The organism is Aestuariibaculum suncheonense, assembly GCF_014596935.1.
Classification (GTDB): Bacteria; Bacteroidota; Bacteroidia; order Flavobacteriales; family Flavobacteriaceae; genus Aestuariibaculum; species Aestuariibaculum suncheonense.
Genome location: NZ_JACVXC010000003.1, coordinates 1 through 23,424, shown reverse-complemented (window position 1 = coordinate 23,424; position 23,424 = coordinate 1). Strand labels below are relative to the sequence as shown.

24 protein-coding genes are annotated in these 23,424 nt (G+C 36.6%); 11 read left to right on the top strand and 13 right to left on the bottom strand.

Annotation, left to right across the window (positions count from 1 at the left end):
- Nucleotides 1–108: 108 nt before the first annotated feature.
- Nucleotides 109–738: a dioxygenase family protein gene (locus tag ICJ84_RS08480; protein ID WP_188215963.1), complete on the bottom strand. Its 630-nt coding sequence runs from the start codon at nucleotides 736–738 to the stop codon at nucleotides 109–111.
- Nucleotides 739–888: 150 nt separating this feature from the next.
- A complete protein-coding gene (locus ICJ84_RS08475) occupies nucleotides 889–1,443 on the bottom strand; it encodes a DUF4251 domain-containing protein (RefSeq protein WP_188215962.1) in 555 nt (184 codons plus the stop codon).
- 118 nt (nucleotides 1,444–1,561) lie between these two features.
- On the opposite strand from ICJ84_RS08475, the gene ICJ84_RS08470 reads away from it, so the two are divergent.
- Both ICJ84_RS08470 and ICJ84_RS08465 read left to right on the top strand, forming a co-directional pair.
- The gene (locus tag ICJ84_RS08470) at nucleotides 1,562–2,401 is read left to right on the top strand and encodes a DUF1853 family protein (RefSeq protein WP_188215961.1); all 840 of its coding nucleotides are present in this window, start codon (nucleotides 1,562–1,564) and stop codon (nucleotides 2,399–2,401) included.
- A gap of 18 nt (nucleotides 2,402–2,419) precedes the next feature.
- Nucleotides 2,420–3,322, top strand: a complete 903-nt coding sequence (locus ICJ84_RS08465; RefSeq protein ID WP_188215960.1) for an EamA family transporter — start codon at nucleotides 2,420–2,422, stop codon at nucleotides 3,320–3,322.
- Nucleotides 3,323–3,615: 293 nt separating this feature from the next.
- Here the strand turns inward: ICJ84_RS08465 and ICJ84_RS08460 are convergent, their stop codons facing one another.
- The 6 genes from ICJ84_RS08460 to ICJ84_RS08435 form a co-directional block, all read right to left on the bottom strand.
- On the bottom strand, nucleotides 3,616–4,227 hold the full coding sequence (locus ICJ84_RS08460) for a Crp/Fnr family transcriptional regulator (protein ID WP_188215959.1): 612 nt from the start codon (nucleotides 4,225–4,227) through the stop codon (nucleotides 3,616–3,618).
- Nucleotides 4,228–4,422: 195 nt separating this feature from the next.
- A complete protein-coding gene (locus tag ICJ84_RS08455; RefSeq protein ID WP_188215958.1) occupies nucleotides 4,423–5,469 on the bottom strand; it encodes a glycosyltransferase family 9 protein in 1,047 nt (348 codons plus the stop codon).
- A gap of 81 nt (nucleotides 5,470–5,550) precedes the next feature.
- A complete protein-coding gene (locus ICJ84_RS08450) occupies nucleotides 5,551–6,396 on the bottom strand; it encodes a DMT family transporter (protein WP_188215957.1) in 846 nt (281 codons plus the stop codon).
- Nucleotides 6,386–7,300 carry an EamA family transporter gene (locus ICJ84_RS08445; RefSeq protein WP_188215956.1) on the bottom strand — a complete coding sequence of 305 codons (915 nt, stop codon included), beginning with the start codon at nucleotides 7,298–7,300 and terminating at the stop codon, nucleotides 6,386–6,388. Before ICJ84_RS08445 ends, ICJ84_RS08450 begins: the two co-directional genes overlap by 11 nt.
- Before the next feature lie 27 nt (nucleotides 7,301–7,327).
- On the bottom strand, nucleotides 7,328–7,780 hold the full coding sequence (locus ICJ84_RS08440) for a cold-shock protein (RefSeq protein ID WP_188215955.1): 453 nt from the start codon (nucleotides 7,778–7,780) through the stop codon (nucleotides 7,328–7,330).
- A gap of 170 nt (nucleotides 7,781–7,950) precedes the next feature.
- Nucleotides 7,951–9,513 carry a DEAD/DEAH box helicase gene (locus ICJ84_RS08435; protein ID WP_188215954.1) on the bottom strand — a complete coding sequence of 521 codons (1,563 nt, stop codon included), beginning with the start codon at nucleotides 9,511–9,513 and terminating at the stop codon, nucleotides 7,951–7,953.
- A gap of 172 nt (nucleotides 9,514–9,685) precedes the next feature.
- Here ICJ84_RS08435 and mgrA point away from each other — a divergent pair, with 172 nt between their 5' ends.
- Nucleotides 9,686–10,699: an L-glyceraldehyde 3-phosphate reductase gene (gene mgrA / locus ICJ84_RS08430; protein WP_188215953.1), complete on the top strand. Its 1,014-nt coding sequence runs from the start codon at nucleotides 9,686–9,688 to the stop codon at nucleotides 10,697–10,699.
- A gap of 2 nt (nucleotides 10,700–10,701) precedes the next feature.
- Here the strand turns inward: mgrA and ICJ84_RS08425 are convergent, their stop codons facing one another.
- Nucleotides 10,702–11,379 (bottom strand): hypothetical protein, encoded by a 678-nt coding sequence (locus ICJ84_RS08425; RefSeq protein WP_188215952.1) that lies wholly within the window; start codon nucleotides 11,377–11,379, stop codon nucleotides 10,702–10,704.
- Between the two features lie 251 nt (nucleotides 11,380–11,630).
- On the opposite strand from ICJ84_RS08425, the gene ICJ84_RS08420 reads away from it, so the two are divergent.
- The gene (locus ICJ84_RS08420; RefSeq protein WP_188215951.1) at nucleotides 11,631–12,188 is read left to right on the top strand and encodes an ExbD/TolR family protein; all 558 of its coding nucleotides are present in this window, start codon (nucleotides 11,631–11,633) and stop codon (nucleotides 12,186–12,188) included.
- A 3-nt stretch (nucleotides 12,189–12,191) separates the two neighbouring features.
- Here the strand turns inward: ICJ84_RS08420 and ICJ84_RS08415 are convergent, their stop codons facing one another.
- The 3 genes from ICJ84_RS08415 to ICJ84_RS08405 all read right to left on the bottom strand — a co-directional run bounded on the left by ICJ84_RS08415 (nucleotide 12,192) and on the right by ICJ84_RS08405 (nucleotide 15,272).
- On the bottom strand, nucleotides 12,192–12,596 hold the full coding sequence (locus ICJ84_RS08415) for a 3D domain-containing protein (RefSeq protein WP_317173663.1): 405 nt from the start codon (nucleotides 12,594–12,596) through the stop codon (nucleotides 12,192–12,194).
- Between the two features lie 84 nt (nucleotides 12,597–12,680).
- Nucleotides 12,681–13,157, bottom strand: coding sequence for an Hsp20/alpha crystallin family protein (locus tag ICJ84_RS08410; RefSeq protein WP_188215950.1), 477 nt, complete (start codon nucleotides 13,155–13,157; stop codon nucleotides 12,681–12,683).
- A 138-nt stretch (nucleotides 13,158–13,295) separates the two neighbouring features.
- Complete coding sequence (locus ICJ84_RS08405; protein ID WP_188215949.1) at nucleotides 13,296–15,272, bottom strand: alpha-ketoacid dehydrogenase subunit alpha/beta; 1,977 nt, start codon at nucleotides 15,270–15,272, stop codon at nucleotides 13,296–13,298.
- A 147-nt stretch (nucleotides 15,273–15,419) separates the two neighbouring features.
- On the opposite strand from ICJ84_RS08405, the gene ICJ84_RS08400 reads away from it, so the two are divergent.
- From ICJ84_RS08400 to ICJ84_RS08370, 7 genes are all read left to right on the top strand, one after another.
- Nucleotides 15,420–16,370: an isopenicillin N synthase family dioxygenase gene (locus ICJ84_RS08400; protein WP_188215948.1), complete on the top strand. Its 951-nt coding sequence runs from the start codon at nucleotides 15,420–15,422 to the stop codon at nucleotides 16,368–16,370.
- Nucleotides 16,371–16,376: 6 nt separating this feature from the next.
- A complete protein-coding gene (locus ICJ84_RS08395; RefSeq protein WP_188215947.1) occupies nucleotides 16,377–16,706 on the top strand; it encodes a translation initiation factor in 330 nt (109 codons plus the stop codon).
- Between the two features lie 3 nt (nucleotides 16,707–16,709).
- Nucleotides 16,710–17,639 carry a DUF1835 domain-containing protein gene (locus ICJ84_RS08390; protein ID WP_188215946.1) on the top strand — a complete coding sequence of 310 codons (930 nt, stop codon included), beginning with the start codon at nucleotides 16,710–16,712 and terminating at the stop codon, nucleotides 17,637–17,639.
- Nucleotide 17,640: 1 nt separating this feature from the next.
- Nucleotides 17,641–18,510 (top strand): nucleoside phosphorylase, encoded by an 870-nt coding sequence (locus ICJ84_RS08385; protein WP_188215945.1) that lies wholly within the window; start codon nucleotides 17,641–17,643, stop codon nucleotides 18,508–18,510.
- 13 nt (nucleotides 18,511–18,523) lie between these two features.
- The gene (locus ICJ84_RS08380; RefSeq protein ID WP_188215944.1) at nucleotides 18,524–19,378 is read left to right on the top strand and encodes a substrate-binding domain-containing protein; all 855 of its coding nucleotides are present in this window, start codon (nucleotides 18,524–18,526) and stop codon (nucleotides 19,376–19,378) included.
- 148 nt (nucleotides 19,379–19,526) lie between these two features.
- Nucleotides 19,527–20,720, top strand: a complete 1,194-nt coding sequence (locus ICJ84_RS08375) for a 3-oxoacyl-[acyl-carrier-protein] synthase III C-terminal domain-containing protein (protein WP_188215943.1) — start codon at nucleotides 19,527–19,529, stop codon at nucleotides 20,718–20,720.
- Nucleotides 20,721–20,930: 210 nt separating this feature from the next.
- Nucleotides 20,931–22,154 (top strand): T9SS type A sorting domain-containing protein, encoded by a 1,224-nt coding sequence (locus tag ICJ84_RS08370; RefSeq protein ID WP_188215942.1) that lies wholly within the window; start codon nucleotides 20,931–20,933, stop codon nucleotides 22,152–22,154.
- Nucleotides 22,155–22,223: 69 nt separating this feature from the next.
- On the opposite strand, the gene ICJ84_RS08365 is transcribed toward ICJ84_RS08370, so the two are convergent.
- The coding region (locus ICJ84_RS08365) for a MopE-related protein (RefSeq protein WP_188215941.1) at nucleotides 22,224–23,424 on the bottom strand (1,201 nt) is incomplete at its 5' end.

Sequence of the window (23,424 nt, the reverse complement as noted above, 5' to 3'; positions counted from 1 at the left end):
TATAACCTGCTGAAATTATGAAAAATAACAGCTGTTATCAGAAGTATAAATCAAAAAAAACAGGCCGCCTGAGGTTGCCTGTTTGTCGTTCGATTAACAACGTAAAAATTACTGATCTAAAATATCAACACCTCTTTTAAGTGTAATATCTTTATTTGCTACCAGCATGCCGTCTTTCATTTCTAAACGTAACATACTTTTAACCGCTTCTGCTCTGCAGGACAAGGTTAACTCTGGAATTAAAGGATCGTCGTTAAAGAAAAACGACGATAACCCCTGTTCCGGTTTACCAGGCACTTTAACAATTCTGTGGATTTGTTTTAGCTCCTTTTCCCCTAGATATTTACCCGGCATGAAGGTGTAAAAGGTATATTTCCCATCGGCATCGGTTTTAATCCAGGCTCGATGGTGCACATAACGTTTGCGGTTACTGTCGCGTTTCATCTCGTAGTTACCGTCTTCATCGGGTTGAAAAATAAATAGAACCACATCTTTAGCAGGTGTTTTACCATCACTTTCGTAAATGGTCCCGGAGATTTTAAGCTTGTTTGGTTTGTCAGCAAAATCCGGAATGGTATCGGTGTTATTCAGTTGGTAATCCGATAATAAATATATAGGGCTACTTTTTTTGTAATTAGGAGGCATATCGTCTAAAATACTGGCAGACTCCTGAGCCTGGCTCATATTGCCAACAACCAGTAAACAAGCAATGCTTAATGAAGATAAAAGGGCTTTCATAGTACGGCTTAAATTTTAATGAGATTAAAACTAAAGATTTAAACCTATTTACAATAAAATAATATATGAATGCTGTATTTAAACGATAAACGGTTGAAAATCCTCTGAAATCAAAGTAAAAAAAAAGACTCCAAAAGGAGTCTCTGTATTTTAATCTTCGTCTTTTTTAGCTTTTACGTTTCCGGTGTACATAATGGTTGTTCGGGTGTTTCCGTTTAAAGTCATAGAACTTTTCATGTTGGGATATAAATCGATGCTAACATCGAAATTTTCATTATTACTTGTAGCATCAAATCTAATCGTATACCCACTGTGCTTGTTAGCTTTAACCTCATAGTCTTTAACCAGGCCTTTAAACTCTATGCCATTATCGGTGCCACCATAAGCAGCCCCCATACGGCGTTCGCCATAATACGGCAAATAGGAAGTGATGCTATCGCCTTCCAGTTTTAAGAAATTAGGGTTTCCTATTAAATTTATGCTTCCGCCTCCATTTCCGGTGCCTCGCATTAAAGGCGAATTTAACACCTGAGACATAGCGGCTGACACCTGAGGATAGGCCCATTCAGACTCAATATAAAAGGATTTGCTGTCTACCAGCTTTTTTAAGGCCTCAATTTCGGCAGGGGTCGATGTTGTCTGGGTACTTCCACAGGACAAAACAGTAAGTGTAATCAGGCTAAGAACGATTGTAAGCGCTTTCATAAGGTATTCTTCATTTATTTGTAAACCCTAAATTACGAAAAAAAAAGAATTTTCGCTAATATGTTTTGCCTGTAGCAATTTTTGCTACTCATTATATTTGCAGTACATTAGCAATGCCATGCATTATAAAATCAAAACTTTACAACAGCAATATCAGGGCTATGCACAAACGCCGCTCTTGTGGACTAAACAAGATATATTCGGCTTAAAACAACTGGACATAAACCTGGATTGCCAATTACCCTTTACCGAAACCGTATCCGATGGACTACGATTAGGGAAACGTGTAGAGCGTTTTGTGAGTCATGAGCTGCGCCATACCCCACAACTTGAGCTTCTGGCTGAAAACATACAGATTCAGCAGGATAAATTAACGCTTGGCGAGTTGGATGTGTTACTCCTACATAATAATCGGCCCATACATCTGGAAATCGTTTATAAGTTTTACTTATACGACGCAAGTGTTGGGACACATGAACTGGAACACTGGATAGGCCCTAACCGTAGTGATACTCTGGTAAAAAAGCTGGATAAGCTTAAAAACAAACAACTGCCTCTTTTGTTTAATACTTACACACAGCCCATCCTAAAGGATTTACAGTTGTCTACCGAGCATATTCAGCAACGGGTATGGTTTAAAGCGCAGCTTTTCAAACCATTTCAAGTTGAAGACCTCTCCTTTCAATTGCTCAATAAAACCTGTTTAAAAGGGTTTTATATTCATTTTGAAGAACTTAAAGTATTAAGTGATTCAAAGTTTTTTATACCAAACAAAATCAACTGGTTACAAAATACTCAAACACATGTAGATTGGTTGAATTATGACGCGTTTCACCAAAAGGTTCAGGAATTAACAAACCATAAAACATCTCCTCTGTGCTGGATTAAATATCCTAATGGAAGGCTTCAAAAGTTTTTTGTGGTTTGGTGGTATTCGGGTTCGCGTAAAAACCCCTAAAATATTACCTTTGCGGCCATGTGGATGTATCTTGGGCTGCTGGCAGCTTTATTTTTAGGCTTACATAATTTATGTAAAAAACATGCCGTACAAGGCAATGAAGTATTTCCGGTACTTTTTGGTACCATACTTGCAGGGTTTTTATTGCTATTACCCTGCTATGTGCTCTCTAATATTCAACCGGATCTGGCAAAAGGAATCGGGTTGTATATTGCAGAAATTCCTTTAGCTAAACATGGCTTTATTTTTATTAAATCGGCTATCATGGCGGCATCATGGATTTTAGCGTATCAGGCATTAAAGCATTTACCCATTACCATAGTAACACCTATTCGATCAGCAGGGCCATTTTTCACTTTTATAGGCGCTATTTTAATCTATAGAGAACAACCTACTTTCCCGCAATGGATTGGGTTCTTTTTAATCATCCTTTCGGTAATGCTATATTCTAAAATCGGCAAAAAAGAAGGCATTCATTTTAAAAGCAACAAATGGATTTTTGCCATCATAGGTGCGACTTTTTTAGGCTCGTCTGCCGGACTATACGATAAGTTCTTAATTCAGAATCTCAGTTTAGAACCACAAACCTTACAGTTCTGGTTTTGCCTGTACACCGCGTTAATCTTACTGGTAGTGCTGTGCTTTACCTTTTTCCCGAATACTGAAAAGCGCCAGGCTTTTAAATTCAGATGGACCATACCCGCTGTGGGCATACTGCTGCAGCTGGCCGATTATTTTTCTTTTAAAGCACTACAAGACCCGGATGCGTTAATCATGCTGTTATCAGCCATAAAACGCAGTCAGATTTTAATCGCCGTGGTGATTGGCGGATTCCTTTTTAAAGAGCAAAACAAACGCAAAAAGCTTGTTCCGTTACTGGGTATTATGCTTGGGGTAGCCTTAATCCTCTATACGAAATAAGCGATTTTAAATTCGTTAGTACATGAATTAATGACTGATGCTGTTTTTTCTGCTTTTTTGTCCGAAATGATAGCCTATACCGATACCTAATCCGAAGGTAACAACCAGTATAGTTGATGAGGTGATAACTAAAGATACCATAATTCAAAAAATTAAAAGTTAGTAGGTTAAGTCTTTTGTTCAATAGCAAAAACAAAAGGGTGTAGATATTAGCAATTTACTCTGCAATAGTATTATGTTTTTGGTAATTAATATAGAAAAACCTTACTAAAATCAGATTCTCTTGATATATATCAAGATTCTATTGCATTAGCTAAATCCAGTTCATGTGCCTTTAAAAACCGGCTAAAAGTTTCCGGCCTCATACTTAACATATTAGCTAAAAACTTATGAGGCGCGCGGTTTAGCAGAAAAATATTTCCATTAGACACAAAATAATCGAAACGTCCTTTAGCTGAAGGAATACGGGAAATTAAGGTTCGGTTTTCCGCTTGAATATAGTACTCAACCAGCAATACGTTAAACAATTGTACCATTTCTGGAAACAAAGCCAAAGCTTTTTGAAAATCTTCAAAGCCAATATATTCCACATAGGTATCCTCTACCGCCTGAATATTTTCGGCAGCCGGAACATGTTTAAAAAATCCGGTAATGGAAGTCACCAGTTCGTTATCGATACTTAGCCAGGTGGTAATTTCGTTGTTTTCAATACTGTGATACCCCCTAATCATGCCTTTTTTAATAAAATACAGCTTATCGCATATGTCGCCACTGGTATTTAAAAGAGCGCCTTTTTTATAATAGGCATGTTTTACACAATTCTGGTAAAAGCTTTTAAACTCATTAGATAACGGGCATATTTTTTCAAGAAAATATAGAGAGAAAGATATTTTTTTGCCATTCATAGTTCAAGGATATACTTCAAGCTTAAAAGTATACAAAAGACCAATAAAAGCAATAACAATTTTAAAATCTATAGTGATTTTAAATTAGCTAAATATGTGACTTATTTTAGAAAATCTGAAAAGCTTAGACTAAGAACAACTACCTATATAACGCCTGAGGCATGAATCAAGCGATATAACTTGTTAAGGCTAAACTTATTTCAAAATATTATGAATGCTTTGCATCCAGTCATCTATTTGAGTGTGATTGGTGTTAATCGCTATATTACTATTACCATAGGGACCGTACTTTTCCTCGTCAGTCACAGAGAAAAACCCAACCGTTGGCGTCATGGAAGCCGCAGCCAAGTGCATTACCCCGTTATCGGCCGCAATAAATATAGCTGTATTATGAAGTACCCCGCCCATTTCTCGAATATCTTTGCTGTAAAAATTAGGAGCTTTAAAGTTTACACGCGAAATATTTTCAATAGGCAGCATTTCGATAATATTATACTCCGGGAATTCTTGTAATAGACGCTCGTAAAAAGCACCCCACCATTCGTAAGAGTAACATTTAGCCCCTGTAGCATTAGTATAGATGCATATGGTTGGCTTATCGTTTTTAATAATACCATCTAAAATGGCTTTACCTTGGGCTATTTCAGCATCACTTAGTTTAATATTTAGAGTTGGCAAAGGGCGTTCTGGAGTCTCTACCCCTAGAGTTTTTAAAAAGTAACGCAGGTTGTAAATGGTGTATTTTGAAATGTGTCGATGATCGGGATGCGCCTTTTTAATGGCTTCGTTAACATCACCAAACACTTTAAACTTCGCACGAGATAATTGAGTAAGCAAACGCCCTGAAGAAGAATCTTTATCACCATTAATCACTAAATCGTACGACTTGTTTTTAATTGATGCCCAGCTTTTGGCGTACTTAAATAAGTTATTAAAAGGCTTTCTTGGTAGTTGAATGATTTTATTAACCTCTGTATAATTTTCAAATACCGGAAATGCCACACCGCCCTTTACAAACAGGTCAATTTTACAGTTAGGAAAGGTTTCAATAACCTCCTGAACAATTGAGGTTAACAAGATTTGATTTCCTAATCTGTGATTAGGTCTAATGATTAAAACCCGCTTAATATCTTCCGGCTTTAGCGAACCATATTCCGGTTCTTTATAAGAACTTCCTACATTTTTAGTAATGCTGTGCATTACACTTCTTCTAACGTTATTTACAGCGATTTTAAAAGACATGCGTTACCCGGTTTTATTAAAAGGCGAACAAAAGTACCAATTTGAAAGCTATCGAACAAGTATAAATCACCCAATACATGCCTAGTTATTGTATTTAGACTTATACCAGACATTTAACACCAGACCGCCAATAATTAAAGCAATTCCCAAAAGGTTCCATACGGTATAAACTTCCTGAAACAACATAACTCCTAAAGTTGCCGTAAACACCACTTCAATATATTTTAAAGGCGCCACAATGTTGGTTGAAGCAGCCTGAAAGGCTTTAGTCATGTAAATCTGCCCGATATAGCCAAAAATCCCTAAGGATAATAAAAAAGGCCATTCGGCAGGTTTAGGGGTTACCCAGCTATTGATGGACAATACCCCACCTAAAATCATAGCCGTGACCATAAAATAATTTACAATCACTGCCGGATGTTCGCGTTTTCCTATTTTGCTTATAATAACATACACCAAACCACTTAACACGGCTGCGATAATCACTAAAAGCAATCCGTAACTATTCATATGCTTATCGAACCCCTTTAAAACAATAACCCCAAAAAACGACACTAAAAAGAATAGCCATTGTAAAGGCTTTACTTTCTCGCGAAGTATAAATACAGCTAAGATAGCGGCAAAAATCGGGGCTGTATAACGTAAAGATACAGCTGAACCTATAGACAGGTATTTAACAGACATAAAAAACAACAGCATGGATGACGCTCCTGCCAGAGAGCGCAGAATAAGGAGACCATTATGCTTACCTATAATAGGAATTTTATTTTTCAACAGAAACCCAAAGGTAAAAAACAAAGATCCTAAGGATCTGAAGAATACTATTTGATAACTACTAACCTCTTCAAGGTACTTTACCGTGGCATTCATACAAGCAAACCCCAGGGTGCTCAATACCATATATTTTAAGGCCTTTTTAACGTCCAAACGGTCTGAGTTTTATTTTTCGCTTTGTTGTAATGAAATATACGCCTGTAAGCAAGATGGCGGCGGCTATAATAGTTTGAGCACTTATTGCTTCGTCTAATACAAGCCATCCCAGAAATATAGCGATGATAGGATTCACATATGCCGAAGTCGACACCTTTTCAGGCGACACCTCTTTTAATAAATAATTAAACGCTGTAAAGGCTACAACACTGCCAAATACCGCCAGTAAGAGCATAGACCACATGACCGCTGTACTCCATTCAACGGGCGATACCCAGGTTTCCCCTAAAATTAAACTGGTAATAGCCAGCATCACCCCGGAAGCTATCATCTGATAGGCTGTACTTACAAAATAATTACTTGGTAAATCGGCTTTTGAAACAAATATACTTCCATATGACCAGCTTAACACACAGGTTAAAATCATAAACATACCCAGTAATGTACCTTCCTGAGTAACTAGTTCGTTCTGGCTTACCAGAATGTACATACCAATTACTCCTAATACAACACCAATAATAGAATTCGTCTGCATTTTCTTGCCATCTATAAGCTTCAACAGAAACAAAATAAACAAGGGCTGTGTGGAAGCTTCTAAAGCACCAAAGCCACTATCGACATACTTTAACGCCCAGACAAACACCCCGTTTCCGTATACCAGAAACAGGAATCCGGAAATGATGCAATTAACCAACTGCCTTCTGCTGATGGCGAGCGATAATTTCATGAATTTTGAAATGGCAAAAATGATGATTCCTGCCAGAGTAAATCGAAAAGAGGCCAGAAAAAACGGTGATAATTCGGTAACAGCTATCTTATTTAACAAGTATGTAGATCCCCAGATAACATAAATAGCAAAAAATGCTAGAATAATTAAAATGGTTTTACGAGGTATACTCATAAATAAATAATTAGCGCTTATAGCAAATTATAGTTTTTTAACTCGTACAGCGTTCATGCCTTTGGGTCCGCGTTCCAGCTCGTAAGTCACCTTGTCATTTTCGGCAATAGGCTCTAACAAACCACTAACGTGAACGAAATATTTTTCCTGATTAATACTATCTAAAATAAATCCGAAACCTTTAGAGGTATCGAAAAAAGACACTTTACCTTCTTTCGCAGCTGGCTCCTCCTCTTCGCGTTCTTCCTTTTTAGGAATACCCACTTCAATGCTTTCCAGGTCTACCTGCTCTTTTAACTGCGGATCCGGCGGTGTATCGGTTAAGTTACCGTTATGGTCTACATAAGCAAACTGAATTCCTTTTGGATTCTCTTTTGCTTCAGCCTTACGGGCTTCTTTCTTTTTTTGCTTTTCCTCGCGTTTCTTTAAACGCTTCTTTTCTTTTTCAATTTTATTATAAGTTACCTGAGATTTTGCCATAAATAATTCTTTTTGAGTTAATACTGAATGCTACAGTGAATTTTTATGAAAAACCTAAACCAAGACTACTGAAAAAGATGGAAAATTTAAATAAAAATTGCCTAACACGCTTATACTGCGTAAAGGTACATTTATTTTTTTATCGGTTTAAAATTTATTGACAGATTATTTTAATCTTCCGGTGGATATCCATGAATATCTTCAAACACAGTATCGAAATTATTACGTAAATACGAGTTTAATTTCTTGCGGTAATCATCCTTTAGCCACTCTACGAAGTTATAGGTACTCTTACTGATACACTTGGTGTAACGCTGAATTCTGAAATCGATATCATCACCCAGCATTTTAGCTAATCCTAAAGCATCGTAAACATCTTCACTGTTTTCAACACAAATGCGCGCATGTTGCTCGATAGAACGCTCCAAGACCACTTTTGATGACTCCCCGCTTCTAATCGAGTCCACATAGGTTTTTTGAATATCAAAATACACTTCCTGTGACTTTCCAAACTCTTTACGTAAATCGTCCGGCATTTCGTAGCGGAAATTGCTTTCTAATTCTTCATCACTAATGATAGAATCTAAGTAATAGTTTGGCGATTTAAAGATGCGTTGCCAATCTAAATTATCACCCCAAGGTCCGAAACGGTAGAAGTTGTTCCCTAAGTCGATAACGGTAAATTTATTTTTATTTTTGAAAATACGAGATCCACGACCAATCATCTGATAATATAAGGTTAACGATTTAGTGGCGCGGTTAAGAATGATACTCTCTACCGACGGCTCATCGAAACCAGTGGTTAAAATACTCACCGATGTTAAAATGGCATCTGGTGTATTTTTAAACCACTTCAGGATTTGCGCACGCTCTTTCTTGGTATTGGTATTATCTAGGTGTGCAATCGGGTATCCTGCTCTTTTAAAGGTATCGTAAACGTGTAATGATGTGTTAATACCGTTGTTGAAAATTAAGGTCTTCTTACCCTTTGAACGCTCTTCGTAAGCCTGAAGCAACTTCGACAACATATCGTCTGCCGTATATAAATCTTCAGACGATTTTACGGTATAATCTCCATTTGCTCCTACCACTAACGAGGTTAAACCAACATTATAGGTGTACATATCGGCACGCGCCAAAAATCCGTTCTCTATTAACGACTCTATACTTTCACCAACAATTAACTCATCGTAATTATCGGTCATAGGCAATTCAATACTCGAACTTAACGGTGTCGCTGTTACTCCTAATATAAATGCCTGACTAAAGAATTTGAATAACTTGGTGAATGAGTTGTAATGCGCCTCATCAATAATAACTAAACCAATATCGGAAATATCCAGTTTGTTATCATTTAAACGGTTGTTTAAGGTCTCAACCATCGCTACAAAGCAGCTGTAATTGGCCTGATCGCTTAAATCGGCTTTACTGTCTACCACTTTATTCTCTACAGCAAACTCGGTAAGCATTCTGGACGTTTGTCTGCAAAGCTCGATACGGTGCGTCATAATCAGCACCTTTTTGTTGTGATTTTTTAAATACTGTCTTACAATTTCAGAGAAAATAACAGTCTTACCTCCCCCTGTAGGTAGTTGGTATAACAGGTGATAATCGTCACGTGACTCATCAAAAGCCTTAAAAATTTTATTAATGGCTCCCTTCTGATAACTATATAAATCTTTCCCTGCTTTACGCTCTTCTTGTTCTAGTTCTGCTTTCGATGTAATAGACATGTATTTAACTTTTAGGCGTGCAAAAATAACATCTTTGCAGGGTTTATGACGAATAAATGGTGTAAAAATTTTGAAGTTTTTATTCATTCTAATCTTCAATAAGATAGGTTAAATATTCTCCTATTAAAAAAAAGAGATTTATATTTACCGCCAGACTAAACCCTATTTATTCATGCAGATTAACGACAAAAGCCAGACTAAAGCCTATTCCGCGAACGAACAGCGTTACGACACTATGACCTACAATCGTAGCGGACGTAGCGGGGTGTTATTACCAGCATTATCTTTAGGATTGTGGCATAATTTCGGATTTGTTGATAATATTCAAAACGGACGAGAGATATTACGAACAGCCTTCGATTTAGGAATTACACATTTCGATTTAGCGAATAATTACGGACCGCCTTACGGATCGGCGGAAGAAAACTTCGGAACGATCTTTAAAAAAGACTTTAAACCTTACAGAGATGAGTTATTTATCGCCTCGAAAGCGGGTTACGATATGTGGCCCGGACCTTACGGTAACTGGGGTTCAAGAAAATATTTAATTTCAAGTTTAGATCAAAGTCTGAAACGCATGAATCTGGACTATGTGGATATTTTTTATCACCACAGACCAGACCCGAAAACCCCTTTAGAGGAAACCATGGGGGCTTTAGCTGATATTGTTCGTCTTGGTAAAGCGTTATACGTAGGGATTTCTAATTACAAACCTAAAGAAACAGCGGAAGCGGCTAAGCTTCTAAAAGATTTAAATGTACCGTTTGTTTTACATCAGGCACGCTATTCGATGTTTGATCGTTGGGTGGAAGATGGCTTGTTAGAGACTTTAGAAACTAACGGTGTGGGGTGTATCGCTTTTTCTCCTTTGGCACAAGGCATGCTTACTGATAAATATTTAAAGGGCATCCCTGAAGGATCGAGAGCTTCAAAAAACTTAACGTATTTAGATACCGATGCCGTAAATAATAATATTAAAAAGGTTCAGGCTTTAAATGCCATAGCTGAATCTCGTAACCAGAAGCTATCGCAAATGGCCTTGGCATGGATTTTACGTCAGCCACAGGTCGCTTCGGTATTAATTGGTGCCAGCTCGGCAAATCAGTTAAAGGAAAATGTAAAAGCTTTGGACTATTTAGAATTTAGTAAAGAAGAACTTGAAGCGATTGAACAAATCATTAAATAACCTTATTCCTTTACGATAATAATGCTGGCTTTAACGCCTGTTGCCAGATTCCATCGGTTACCGGAAATTAAGTTGTCTTGGTCGTCCACCACTCTAAATTCGGCTGTGTTGGGGCCGGATTCCCCTTGGTTTAAAGCTACGAAGTCTATTTTATTTAATCCAGGTCTTAAATCGATTTTAACACCTTGGTACCCGCCATTTAAGTACACCCGAGCTTTAATAACATCATCGTTAACGCGCACCTGAATGATATCCCCATCCACTGCACCGTGATCGCGATACACAACATTCACAAACTTGGCGTTGCTTTTAAAATCACCGAAATACTGATCGGTTTTACTCCCATTTAACTGTTCCACTTCTTGTGGTGTTAATTTTAAATCGGCTATATTTTTATCGATTTGCTTTTGGTATAACTCTCCGGGATTTCCGAATTCTTCTTCAAATAATGAAAACGACTTTTTAGGCGTATTTAAGCCCGTAGCAGAGATATCAGGAACATTTAATTTCCCGAAAACCACCGGATCATCCTTCTTTTCTGCTGGTAATATAGTTTTAGATTCTGTTTCTTTTTTGGTTTCAACGGCTGGAATGGCCACAGAAGTCTTTTTATTATCCAGTTGAGCATGAACAGATAACGATAGAGAAAACATGATAATGTATAACGAAATAAACTTCATTGTAAATTAAAAAATTTGGGTTTGCCTAAACGTATCAGCTTAATAATATTTCAAATATATTTCTTTAAAATTTAAACTAAAGGATTAAGCACATTATTTTGCATTGATTTAACAAAAACCGTTCCTAAAACTCCGACAACCTACTGAAAATTTAGCTAAAACACATTTCTAATCGCTAAATAACTCACTATCCAAAACTTATGGTATTGTTTTTGTGAGGGAATTACCATATAACCTCTAAACATATTCCTATGAGACTTTCAAAACAACACCCAGAAGTGAATGCCGGCTCTATGGCAGATATCGCTTTTTTACTACTGATTTTCTTTTTAGTTACTGCAACCATCTCTTCTGATGAAGGCATTAACCGAAAACTACCTGCCAAATGTCCGCCCGGTGTGGATTGCGAGAGTGTGATACCTGAACGCAATCTATTTCGTATCGCTATCAACAACAAAGATGAAATTATGGTTGAAGATAAGATTATACCTCTAGATGCCTTAAAAGACTTAACCAAAGCCTTTATTGATAATAATGGTAGTAGCAACTGCGCTTATTGCCGGGGAAGCAAAGATGAGTCCGGTTCTGACCATCCTTCAAAAGCCATCATATCCTTACAGACTCATCCTCAAGCTACTTACAATCGCTTTATTCAGGTTCAGGATCGCCTGACGGCTGCTTATTACGAATTAAGAAATGATTATTGTGTTAATGTTTTAAAGAAAGCGCCTAACGATTTAACTCCTGAAGAACTCAAACAGGCTAAAGAAGCTTATCCGTTTATTATTTCGGAAGCCGAAACCAAATAAAAATTATTCATCCTTTTTAAGCTCGCCATAAGCTATGGTTACGGTTCGCCTGCCCCAGGCTTTGGCAGCTTTTACATCAACACCCATATATATATCAATTTTATTCTTCCATCGCGAAGGCATTCTGTCCTTTACATAGTACACGCCTTCCAGTCCTTTTATTTTTACCGGCGTGTTATATTTGAGTCCTTTAGCATAAAGATCACCAGAAACCGCAATTACTTTCAGTCCCGGCTTTAAACTATCACCAAAAGCCGTAATTCGGGGCTTAGAATTGGTTTGGGATGCTACAGAATTATAGGCTGTAGCGGTTACGTTCAGGTCATGCCACACATAATCCTCCTGCACATCGTAAGACACCAAAGTGAAACTAAATAATAGGGCGATACATAAAGAAATGGTTCTCAAAATTTCAACATTTTACTAAATATACGAAAAACAATGGCTTATGGATGCTTAAAAAAAAGAGAGCTTTGTAGCTCTCTTTTTTGTTTAGGAAATATCTATTTTCTTGACGGGCTTAATTTTAGCTTCCTCTTTTTTAGGCAGATGAATTTTTAATATACCATCATTATATTCAGCTTTTATATCTTCCGTATTCACAGAGTCTGGAATTGTAAAGGTTCTTTTAAAAGAAGAATAACCAAATTCTCTGCGTGTATAACGTTCGGTTTCGTTTTTATTTTCAACCTTAGACGCTACACCAATAGATAAAACATTATTATCTATGTTAATGTCGAAATCTGATTTTTTAAGTCCTGGCACAGCCATTTCTATAGTAAAATGGTCATCAGAATTCTTAACATTTACAGCAGGCAAAGACATGCCTGTGTTAAAATTAGGCATAAATTCAGTCCCAAATCGGTTGCCTAAAATATCATCAAACCAAGATGTTAAATTCGGTAATAAATTAAAGTTAGAGTCTGAAATTTTATTACCATTTTTAGTTGTTGGAATTAAAGTACTCATAACTATTCTGTTTTTTTATTGTTAAACATATCATTTCAATACATGGTTAAACAAAAAAAATACCAAGCTGTTTTACCTGAAAAAATTTCATAAAAACTGACAAATTTTCATTTTAACACTCTAAAAAGCAGTTGTTTACTAATAATCAATCAATTCTAAAAGCGCCGTTTCAAAACGAGATTTAGCCAGATACTGTGCTTCTAGAGCTTTATTAAAAGGAATAGGCGTATCTAAACTTGCAACGCGTTTCACGGGAGCATCTAAGGATTCAAAACAATGTTCTGCTATTAAAGCGGAAATATCACTGGCTATACCACCAAATAAGGAATCTTCCTGTAAAATAATGACACGACCTGTTTTTTTAACTGAATTGTAAATTGCTTCAGTATCTAAGGGACATAATGTTCTTAAATCAATTAGATCAGCTTCTATTTCAGGGTGCTTATCCAGAATCTCTAAAGCCCAGTGTATCGCTGCGCCATAGCTAATTATACTAACATGCATACCTGTTTTAATAGCTGAAGCCTTTCCAAATGGAATCGTATAATAGTCGGCAGGCACATCTTGCCTTATGGTGCGATACAAGCCCTTATGTTCAAAAAACAATACCGGATTCGGATCATTTATTGCATTATTCAGTAAGCCTTTGGCATCATAGGGAAAGGCGGGATACACCACTTTCAACCCAGGAGTCTTGGTAAACCAGGCTTCATTGGTTTGCGAATGAAACGGCCCGGCGCCAACACCGGCCCCGCAGGGCATGCGTAAAACCACATCGGCCACCTGCCCCCAGCGGTAATGACTTTTGGCCAGATAATTCACTACCGGATTGAACCCCGACGATACAAAGTCTGCGAATTGTAATTCCACAACACTCTTCATACCTGCTATTGAAAGTCCCATCGCTGTCTCTATAATCGCCGATTCGCAAATAGGCGTATTGCGAACCCGATCTTTACCGAAGGCCTCTACAAAACCTTCCGTAATTTTAAAGACCCCCCCATATTCCGCAATATCCTGTCCCATAATAATCAGATTATCATGTTGTTGCATGCTTTGTTTTAAACCTTCGGAAACTGCATCAATAAACCGAATTTCCTTAATTATAGATTTAGCATTAAACTCTTGGTAATCAAAATTTTGAAATACATCATTTAATTCATTAGTTAAACCAGAAACAATCTCATCTTCTTCAAAAGCTACTTGTAAATTATGTGTAATTTCGTCGGAGAACTCAGCTTTTATAGAGACTATTAATTCCTCATTTAAAATACCAGTGTCTTTTAGAAAGCGTTCATAATTTTCAACAGGATCTTTCATAGCCCATTCGTCCATAAGAGCTTGCGGAACATATTTTGTGCCACTCGCCTCTTCATGTCCACGCATTCTAAAGGTTTTAAATTCAATCAATACAGGTCGCGGCAGCTCCCGAACACTTTTTGCTATATCGGATACCTTTGTATAAACTTCAATAATATTATTTCCATCAATGATATGAGATTCCATACCGTATCCTTTGCCACGATCTGCAATATGCTCGCAATTGTACTGTTCGTTTGTTGGTGTAGATAATCCGTAACCATTATTCTCAACACAAAACAGCACGGGTAGTTGCCACACCGAAGCAATATTCAAAGCTTCGTGAAAATCACCTTCACTGGTTCCGCCTTCTCCTGTAAACACTGCTGTAACTTCTTTTTTGTGATTTAATCTGGAAGCTAAGGCAATTCCATCGGCTACCCCTAATTGCGGACCTAAATGTGAAATCATTCCAATAATTTTATACTCCTGTGTTCCGAAATGAAAAGACCTATCTCTGCCTTTGGTAAATCCGGAGGCTTTGCCCTGCCATTGCGCAAACAAGCGATATAACGGAATCTCCCGTGTGGTGAAAACCCCTAAATTTCTATGCATAGGCAAGATATACTCCTTTGCGTTTAAAGCCATGGTTACACCAACAGCAATAGCTTCCTGACCTATGCCCGAAAACCATTTACTTATTTTGCCCTGACGAAGCAAAAGCAGCATTTTTTCTTCAATAAGCCTGGGTTTTAAAAGTGCTTTGTATAGTTGTAACTGTAAATCCTTGTCTAGAAAGTTGACGTTAAATTCCATAAAATGAGGTATAAAATGGCGAAGTTTAGTTGATTGATTATAATCAAATATAGCATAAAATATGTGGATGATAAACAAAAGTTGATAGCCAAAACATTACAATGTTTTTGTACATTTGTATGAAGTCATATATAAACATTATCCCACATGAATATTATCCCAAGTGTAGATTTAGCCGATTTTACCTCTGGTGATCCTTCCAAAAAACAACAATTTGTAGATGCCATAGGTAAAGCCTACGAAGAGATTGGTTTCGTTGCTTTAAAAGGTCATTTTCTTGATGATAGGTTGGTTGAAAATTTATATCAGGAAGTTAAAAACTTTTTTAATTTACCTCTCGAAACCAAACAGAAATACGAAATTCCGGGCATTGGTGGTCAGCGAGGCTACGTCTCTTTTGGAAAAGAAAGCGCTAAAGGAAAAAAAGAAGGTGATTTAAAGGAATTCTGGCATTTTGGACAATATGTGGAAGATGATGACCAATTAAAAGCTGAATATCCAGACAACGTGATTGTTGAGGAATTACCGGATTTTAATAAAGTTGGTAAAGAAGCCTACCAAATGCTTGAAAAAACAGCCAAGTATGTATTGCGAGCGTTGGCATTACACCTAGGATTGGAAGAGACTTACTTTGATGCCTATATTCATAACGGGAACTCTATTTTACGTCCGATTCATTATCCACCAATTACAGAAGAGCCTAAAGAAGCTGTTCGTGCTGCGGCACATGGGGACATCAATTTAATCACCTTGTTAATGGGGGCTCAGGGCCGTGGATTACAAGTACAAAACCATAAGGGCGAATGGATTGACGCTATTGCCGAACCTGATGAATTGATGATTAATGTTGGAGACATGCTCTCTAGACACACGAATAACAAACTTAAATCAACCATACACCGCGTTGTAAATCCACCAAAAGAACTTTGGGGAACTTCGCGTTACTCCATACCATTTTTTATGCATCCTATCAGTAGTATGAAACTGGATGTTTTAGAAAGCTGCGTCGATGACAACAACCCCAAAGCCTTTGAAGATATTACTGCAGGCGAATTTTTAACAGAACGTTTAATAGAATTAGGACTTATTAAAAAATAATATTGAATGGATTTACAAGACCAGTTGAAAAATCTGTTTCCAGATCACGTTTCAGAAGAACCTACGCAAGAAACCAGTGAAGGCACAGCTATATGGATGCAAGACGATCCTTTAATTTGTAAATACGAAAAACGCAAAGGTAAACCTATAACCATTATTGAAGGGTATACCGGGGCTACAAGTGATTTCAAAATATTGGCTAAAGACATAAAAACGGCCTTGAGTGTTGGAGGTAGTTTTAAAGATGATAGAATCATTATTCAGGGAGACTATCGCGATAAAATCATGCAAATTCTAAAAGACAAAGGCTTTCTTGTGAAACGCGTTGGCGGGTAAAGCATGAGTGCGACTTCGCTACATATTACCAACGGAACCGTTTTAACCAATCGTTTAAATGAGCTAAATATAGAAGGCCAGAAACTGACCTGGCAGGAAATGTTATGCGAAGGGCCAACCATTGAACAAGTCTATTCTGAAGCGTTTTACGAGCTTAGAAAAGAGTTTTTTGATGAATTTTATCATATTGACTTAGAAACAGACAAAATAAAATCGGCTTTAGATATTTTGAACCATACTAAGGATTTTACAGAAATTATCCTTTGGTTTGAATACGATTTGTTTTGTCACATCAATATGGTGGCTGTCATCAGTTTAATTCAGCAAAAAAAAATAAAACTTCCTCTATATCTGGTTTGTAGCGGTCGTGTAAGACGCAGCAAAAACATGAAAGGTTTGAGCGAGTTAACCACAGGCCAACTGCTAAAACACTACAACGACAAGATTAAGCTTAACCATGATGATATCGACCTAGCCCGAAACATCTGGAGTATTTATTGTGGTAAAGACCACAACTTGTTAAAGCCTTATATTTTAAAAAATTCATCCTTCGAATATTTGAGCAGCTGTTTAAAAGCGCATTTAGAACGTTTTCCGGCAACCAAAGACGGCTTAAATAATCTGGAGCGTAATATTCTACAGATTGTAAGAGATGTAAATGTGAATTCCATAAATCACCTTTTAGGCTACGCTTTACATTTTCAAGGCTTTTATGGGTACAGCGATTTACAACTCATGAGAATTATTCAAAATCTGAAAGTTTATATTGATGAATCTGAAGATGGTTTAATTCTGAATCGTAAAGGTCACGAAGTCCTTCTGGGCACACACCGCTATTTATCAGAATTAGACAATAGAATGGTATTTGGCGGCGTAAAAAAATGTGATTTCCAATTTAACAGCACTATAAACCGACTTATAAAAAACGTTTAGTATGCGTATCAAAGCTTCAGAACTGATATTAAATCCTGATGGCAGCATCTACCACTTGAACCTAAAACCTGAACATGTGGCTAAAACCATTATTTTAGTTGGTGATCAGGATCGGGTAGAAAAAGTTTCGAAACACTTTGATTCGATTGAATTCACATCGCAAAAGCGCGAATTCAAAACCCATACCGGAAGCTTGAAAGGCAAACGAATTTCTGTCATTTCTACAGGTATTGGTCCTGATAATATTGATATTGTTCTAAATGAGTTAGATGCCTTGTTCAACATCGATTTGAACACACGTTTGCCTAAAAAGGAATTAACGGCGCTGCACATCATCCGAATCGGAACGTCTGGTGCTTTACAGGCATCTATTCCTGTGGATAGTTTTGTGCTGAGTTCTGCCGGACTTGATATTAACGGAATGCTTCATGCTTACCAAACAGAACATATTAGCCATCCGGATTACGAAAATGCTTTTATAAAACATACTCAATGGAACATTTATAGAGCGCGACCTATTCTTGTAAAAAACAGTCAAGAATTAGAAGATCTTCTGATGGAAGATCATATTTACAAAGGCATCACTTTAACTGCCGGCGGATTCTACGGACCACAAGGACGCGTTTTACGACTTCCGCTACAAGATCCCGATTTGAATCGTAAAATTGATAGTTTTAGTTTCGGAGGTTTAAAAGTGACCAATCTTGAAATGGAAACTTCTGCTATTTATGGCTTATCTAAACTTTTAGGGCATCATGCTGTGTCCTTAAATGCTATTATAGCGAATCGAGCAACCGGAGATTTTAGTAAAAACCCTTCCATAACTATTGAAAATCTTATAACTTATACACTTAATAAAATTTCAGCTTAAACACAAAGAACTCATGAAGCAAGTAACCATTGGCGGTGTGCCTGAACATTTTAATTTAGCCTGGTATTTAACCCTGAAACATGGTGAATACAAAGATCAGGGCATTAATCTGCGTTGGCACGATTATCCCGGAGGTACGGGTGCCATGTGTAAAGCTTTAAGAGCTAAAGACATCGATATTGCCATTATTCTAACTGAGGGCATTATTAAAGATATTATTGAAGGCAATCCGAGTAAAATTGTACAAACCTTTGTACAAACCCCTCTAAACTGGGGTATTCATGTGGCTCAGCACTCCCCTTACCAAACCATCGAAGATTTAAAAGGCACCAAAGCCGCTATTAGTCGCTATGGATCCGGATCGCATTTAATGGCTTATATTAACGCTGAAAATAATAACTGGGATTTAGAAAACGATTTAAACTTTGAAGAGATAAAAGATTTAGATGGAGCCATTCAAGGCCTTACCAATGGCACTGCGGATTATTTTATGTGGGAGAAATTCACAACAAAACCTATTGTGGACCGAGGTGTTTTTAGAAATATTGGCAACTGCCCGACACCCTGGCCTTGTTTTGTTATTGCCGTTCGTGAAGATTTTATAGCATCGCATAAGGAAGATTTAAAAATCATCTTAGATATTATAAACGCTACAACTGCTGAGTTTAAAAACATTCCTAATATTGATAAAACCATTGCCAATCGTTACGAACAGGAATTAAGCGATGTACAAGAGTGGCTGAGCATTACCGAATGGTCACAAAGTTTAATTGACAAGGATACAATAATGAATACTCAAAAGGAACTTCATGCCTTGAATATTATTCCTGAAATTGCAGATTATGAAAAGTTAACGTTTAAATTATAAAATTTCAATTCCTCACTACTAAAACACAAGCGTTTCTATTTTACTACACAAAACCTAACGCACACAAAAACAAGATGTTGTTTACATAAAACCGAGTTATTACAACTAAAATTCGTAACTTTAGGATACCAAGTAAACTCTCGTTGTAATGAATGCTATTATCCTCTCTAATTTTCATCCAATTTTGGTTGGGAAATTAATCAATCAAAATTTTATAAATCAGTATACAAAGTTTTTATATCACTTTTTTCAAAATACAAAAGCAAATAAAACAATAACTTTTAAAGACGTCTCTGATCATGTCGACAGATACGCTGTTTCTTCTGCCAATATAGAAAAGCGTCAGGTATTACTTTTTGACGAAATAGAGCATTTTATAGTGAACGAAATGGCAGACACAGACCCCTCCAAATACATTTTCCCAGTAGGTTTTGAGTTTTTATCAGATAGCCATTATGGCCCAAAAATTGAGATGCGTATGGATTGGTTCAAAAAAAAACTTGGCTACGTTTTTGATAAATTCTATGAGTACACATCCAGTAAGCCTGAAAACATTATTCATGTAACATGTTCAGGATATTCATCTCCCAGCTTAGCTCAAGAAGCTGTAATAAACCGAAATTGGAGCGATGTAAAGGTCACCCACTCTTATCACATGGGATGTTACGGAGCTTTTCCTGCAATAAGAACAGGTTCAGGATTATTGTCTTTGAGTGAAACTAAAGGCAGAGTAGATATTATTCATACAGAATTATTATCGGTTCATTTAAATTTAACAGAATTTTCAGCAGCGAATACTATGATTTGCTCTTTATTTTCTGATGGCTTTATTGGCTACTCTTTATACGACGAAAATAAATTTTATATGGAAGGCTTAAAAAGCAATAAAGCAGGATTGAAAATTCTAGCTTCTCATGAAGTAATTATACCAGACACTTTAGAGGATATGACCTGGGATTTAGGAGAATATAGTTTTTTAATGACCTTATCTAAACGAGTACCGGTTTTCATAAGAAAAAATATTAAAAATTTCATCGTAAACATGTGTGATAAAATAGGATTTGATTTTGAATTGGAAAAGGACTCCATTTATTATGCCATCCATCCTGGAGGCCCCAAAATTATTGATTATGTAGTGAATGAATTGAATATTGATAGTAGTAGAGCCTATTGGTCTTATGATGTATTAAAACATAAAGGAAACATGTCTTCTGCTACGGTACCTCATATATTTCAAAAAATTATAAACGATCCAGAAATTAAAGTTCACACAAAAGTTATTGCAATCGCATTTGGCCCAGGACTAACCGCAACAGGTTTATTACTTGAAAAGATTGCTTAACAAAAGTACTTTATAAATATATCCTTAGTAAAAAACTAAATCTCGATAAACCACACTTTTAATATTAGCGCTACTGCAAAATTAGATAACCAATAATAATCTCAACAATATTTATCTTCTGATAATCTATAAATTAAACAGTTAGACTAATATTAATAAATAACTCACTTTTTTTTTCATAAATTTAATAAAGCCAAAATTTCTTTATTTATGAAAAAAACTACTTTCTTCTTATGTTCATTTTTATTGCTAATAAGTTATAATTTATTGGCCCAAAATACTGCTGATGCTCCATGTGGAGTCAATGATTTCTTAACTGTAAACGAAATTACTTGTGTTGATCAAGTGTTTGCTTTCGACGACACCGAAACTGATGAAAATATATTTACCGACCCAAGTTGCAATTTTAGAAATAATCTAGAAGATAGATGGTTTAAATTCCAAATGCCTGTGGATGGTGCCGTAAGAATTAAAACATCTTTTGTTTCCGGGTCAAATGTAATTGATACAGCTATAGAAGTTTTTAAAGTGGCAGACACAAATGACCCCTGCAATAACTTAGAATCAATAGGTTGTGATAACGATGGTAATCCTGCTACAGACACCAATAACGAAAGTCATTCGCAAATAGATGTTGTCCAACCGGCCGGAAGCACCATTTATTTTAGAGTTTGGGAAAATGATACAGACGAAATTGGAAATTTTAATATTTGCCTATATAAAATTGATGCACCACTAGTAGCTGAGAATGATGAATGTGCAGACGTAATTGAAGCATTACCTCTAAACACAAACTGTAGTCAAACGTTAGGCACTAATTTCCAAGCTAGTATATCCTCAGAAGCGATTGGTGATGCTGGATGCGCCTCAATTGAAGGAAACGATGTGTGGTACAAAATAGACATACCATCTGATAAATTTTATAATGTTATTATAGAAACTTCTGAAGATTCGGGATCTCTTTTTACTGACACAGCTCTAGCTGTATATTCCGGAACTTGTAATGCCCTTACGAATATTGCATGTGATGATGATGGAGGAAATAGTTTATACTCAAAAATCACCCTAGATAACAGAAAAGATGAAACCCTTTATATTCGGGTTTATCCTCCTGTAGATCCTCTTGTTGGAACTTTCAATATTTGTGCTATAGTAACGGAAGCCTTAGGTGTTGAGGATTATATTCAGGAAAACAACTTTACCCTATACCCTAACCCTACTAAGGATATCGTTTATTTGAAATTTAATCAGCCTTCAATTAAGTCTGTCGGTACTCATATTTATGATATACAAGGCAAATTAATTCTTCAATCCACTAAAATCATCGAAAACAACCGTACACAACTCGATGTTTCTGCATTAAAAGCAGGAATGTATTACCTTAAAGTAAATCATGGGTCATACGAATCAATAAAAAAAATAGTAATTAAATAACTATGGATCTAATAAAGCAAAAAGACCTTTAAAAAGAATTGTTTTTACTTTTAAAGGTCTTTTTTGTATCTAAAATTTAACTACTCTCTTAATTATATATGCTTCGGTGTCTTTATCTGAAATTTTAATCATATAAATACCTTGCTGAAATCTTTCTAAATGTTTAATTTTTATAATTCCCGTTATGTTCTGGTTCTCTAAACTTAAAACACGTTTCCCTAATAAATCGTAGAGAGTTACTTTATATACCTTATTTATTAGTTGTTCTGAAAAATAAATATTTAACTCATTATAAAACGGATTAGGTAAAATTGAAATCTTTAACATAAAAGAATTATCAATAATCCCTAAAGTACCATCATCTGTTAAAGGATTACAGTCATCATCGACACCATTATTCAACTGCTCTTCGGATCCTGGGTTTACACTAAATTTAGCATCGTCGCAGTCGGTATTGTCACTAACATAACCGCTGGGGGCTGAGCAAGCCATAATACTATTTCCGGCATCACCATAACCATCACCATCATTATCTGCATAATACGTAATCATCACACCTTCATCCACTAATCCATCAGAATCATTATCAATACCATCGCAAATTTCGATAGCATCAGGGTTAACATCTCCATTGTTATCATTTAAATCTAAATTATTCGTTACAGTTCCTTGTGGCTGAAGACCTAAACACACTAGTATTGGGGTGGCACCACTATCCCCGTAACCATCTCCATCTAAATCCGGATAAAAACTAATAAGTAGTAACCCTTCATCGATTTCTCCGTCGCAATCATTATCTAAACCATCGCAAAGTTCCTCTGCTCCAGGGTGGATTTCTATATTGGTATCATCACAATCTCCATCATTCTCCGAATATCCATCGCCGTCATCATCCGTAGTTGCTGAACTATCCAGTGTACCAGGATTACAATCATCATCAATACCATTATCCATTTGTTCCATTGCTCCTGGATGGACATTAATATTCGTGTCATCGCAATCGGTGTTGTTATCGGAATAGCCAACAGGTGCTGAGGACTCACAAAGCATTGCTTCGGTTGTTGATCCATAGCCATCACCATCACTGTCGACATAGTATAATTTCGGTGTATGTACCAAAACATTATCATCATCACAATCGGTGTTGTCTGATACGTAGCCTTCAGGTGCCGAACAGGCCAGCATACCTGATTCTGCATCACCATAACCATCACCATCATTATCGGCATAATAGGTGTTCTTAACACCTTCATCAATCTCTCCGTCACAG

Bases quoted from the DNA above. Each gene is read 5' to 3' on its own strand.
- ICJ84_RS08410 (WP_188215950.1), bottom strand. From the start codon at position 13,157: ATGAGTACTTTAATTCCAACAACTAAAAATGGTAATAAAATTTCAGAC.
- ICJ84_RS08400 (WP_188215948.1), top strand. From the start codon at position 15,420: ATGAATATTATCCCAAGTGTAGATTTAGCCGATTTTACCTCTGGTGAT.
- ICJ84_RS08425 (WP_188215952.1), bottom strand. From the start codon at position 11,379: ATGAAGTTTATTTCGTTATACATTATCATGTTTTCTCTATCGTTATCT.
- ICJ84_RS08370 (WP_188215942.1), top strand. From the start codon at position 20,931: ATGAAAAAAACTACTTTCTTCTTATGTTCATTTTTATTGCTAATAAGT.
- ICJ84_RS08435 (WP_188215954.1), bottom strand. From the start codon at position 9,513: ATGTCTATTACATCGAAAGCAGAACTAGAACAAGAAGAGCGTAAAGCA.
- ICJ84_RS08375 (WP_188215943.1), top strand. From the start codon at position 19,527: ATGAATGCTATTATCCTCTCTAATTTTCATCCAATTTTGGTTGGGAAA.
- ICJ84_RS08470 (WP_188215961.1), top strand. From the start codon at position 1,562: ATGCATTATAAAATCAAAACTTTACAACAGCAATATCAGGGCTATGCA.
- ICJ84_RS08395 (WP_188215947.1), top strand. From the start codon at position 16,377: ATGGATTTACAAGACCAGTTGAAAAATCTGTTTCCAGATCACGTTTCA.
- ICJ84_RS08440 (WP_188215955.1), bottom strand. From the start codon at position 7,780: ATGGCAAAATCTCAGGTAACTTATAATAAAATTGAAAAAGAAAAGAAG.
- ICJ84_RS08420 (WP_188215951.1), top strand. From the start codon at position 11,631: ATGAGACTTTCAAAACAACACCCAGAAGTGAATGCCGGCTCTATGGCA.
- ICJ84_RS08465 (WP_188215960.1), top strand. From the start codon at position 2,420: ATGTGGATGTATCTTGGGCTGCTGGCAGCTTTATTTTTAGGCTTACAT.
- ICJ84_RS08475 (WP_188215962.1), bottom strand. From the start codon at position 1,443: ATGAAAGCGCTTACAATCGTTCTTAGCCTGATTACACTTACTGTTTTG.
- ICJ84_RS08460 (WP_188215959.1), bottom strand. From the start codon at position 4,227: ATGAATGGCAAAAAAATATCTTTCTCTCTATATTTTCTTGAAAAAATA.
- ICJ84_RS08480 (WP_188215963.1), bottom strand. From the start codon at position 738: ATGAAAGCCCTTTTATCTTCATTAAGCATTGCTTGTTTACTGGTTGTT.
- ICJ84_RS08380 (WP_188215944.1), top strand. From the start codon at position 18,524: ATGAAGCAAGTAACCATTGGCGGTGTGCCTGAACATTTTAATTTAGCC.
- mgrA (WP_188215953.1), top strand. From the start codon at position 9,686: ATGCAGATTAACGACAAAAGCCAGACTAAAGCCTATTCCGCGAACGAA.
- ICJ84_RS08445 (WP_188215956.1), bottom strand. From the start codon at position 7,300: ATGAGTATACCTCGTAAAACCATTTTAATTATTCTAGCATTTTTTGCT.
- ICJ84_RS08405 (WP_188215949.1), bottom strand. From the start codon at position 15,272: ATGGAATTTAACGTCAACTTTCTAGACAAGGATTTACAGTTACAACTA.
- ICJ84_RS08385 (WP_188215945.1), top strand. From the start codon at position 17,641: ATGCGTATCAAAGCTTCAGAACTGATATTAAATCCTGATGGCAGCATC.
- ICJ84_RS08455 (WP_188215958.1), bottom strand. From the start codon at position 5,469: ATGTCTTTTAAAATCGCTGTAAATAACGTTAGAAGAAGTGTAATGCAC.
- ICJ84_RS08390 (WP_188215946.1), top strand. From the start codon at position 16,710: ATGAGTGCGACTTCGCTACATATTACCAACGGAACCGTTTTAACCAAT.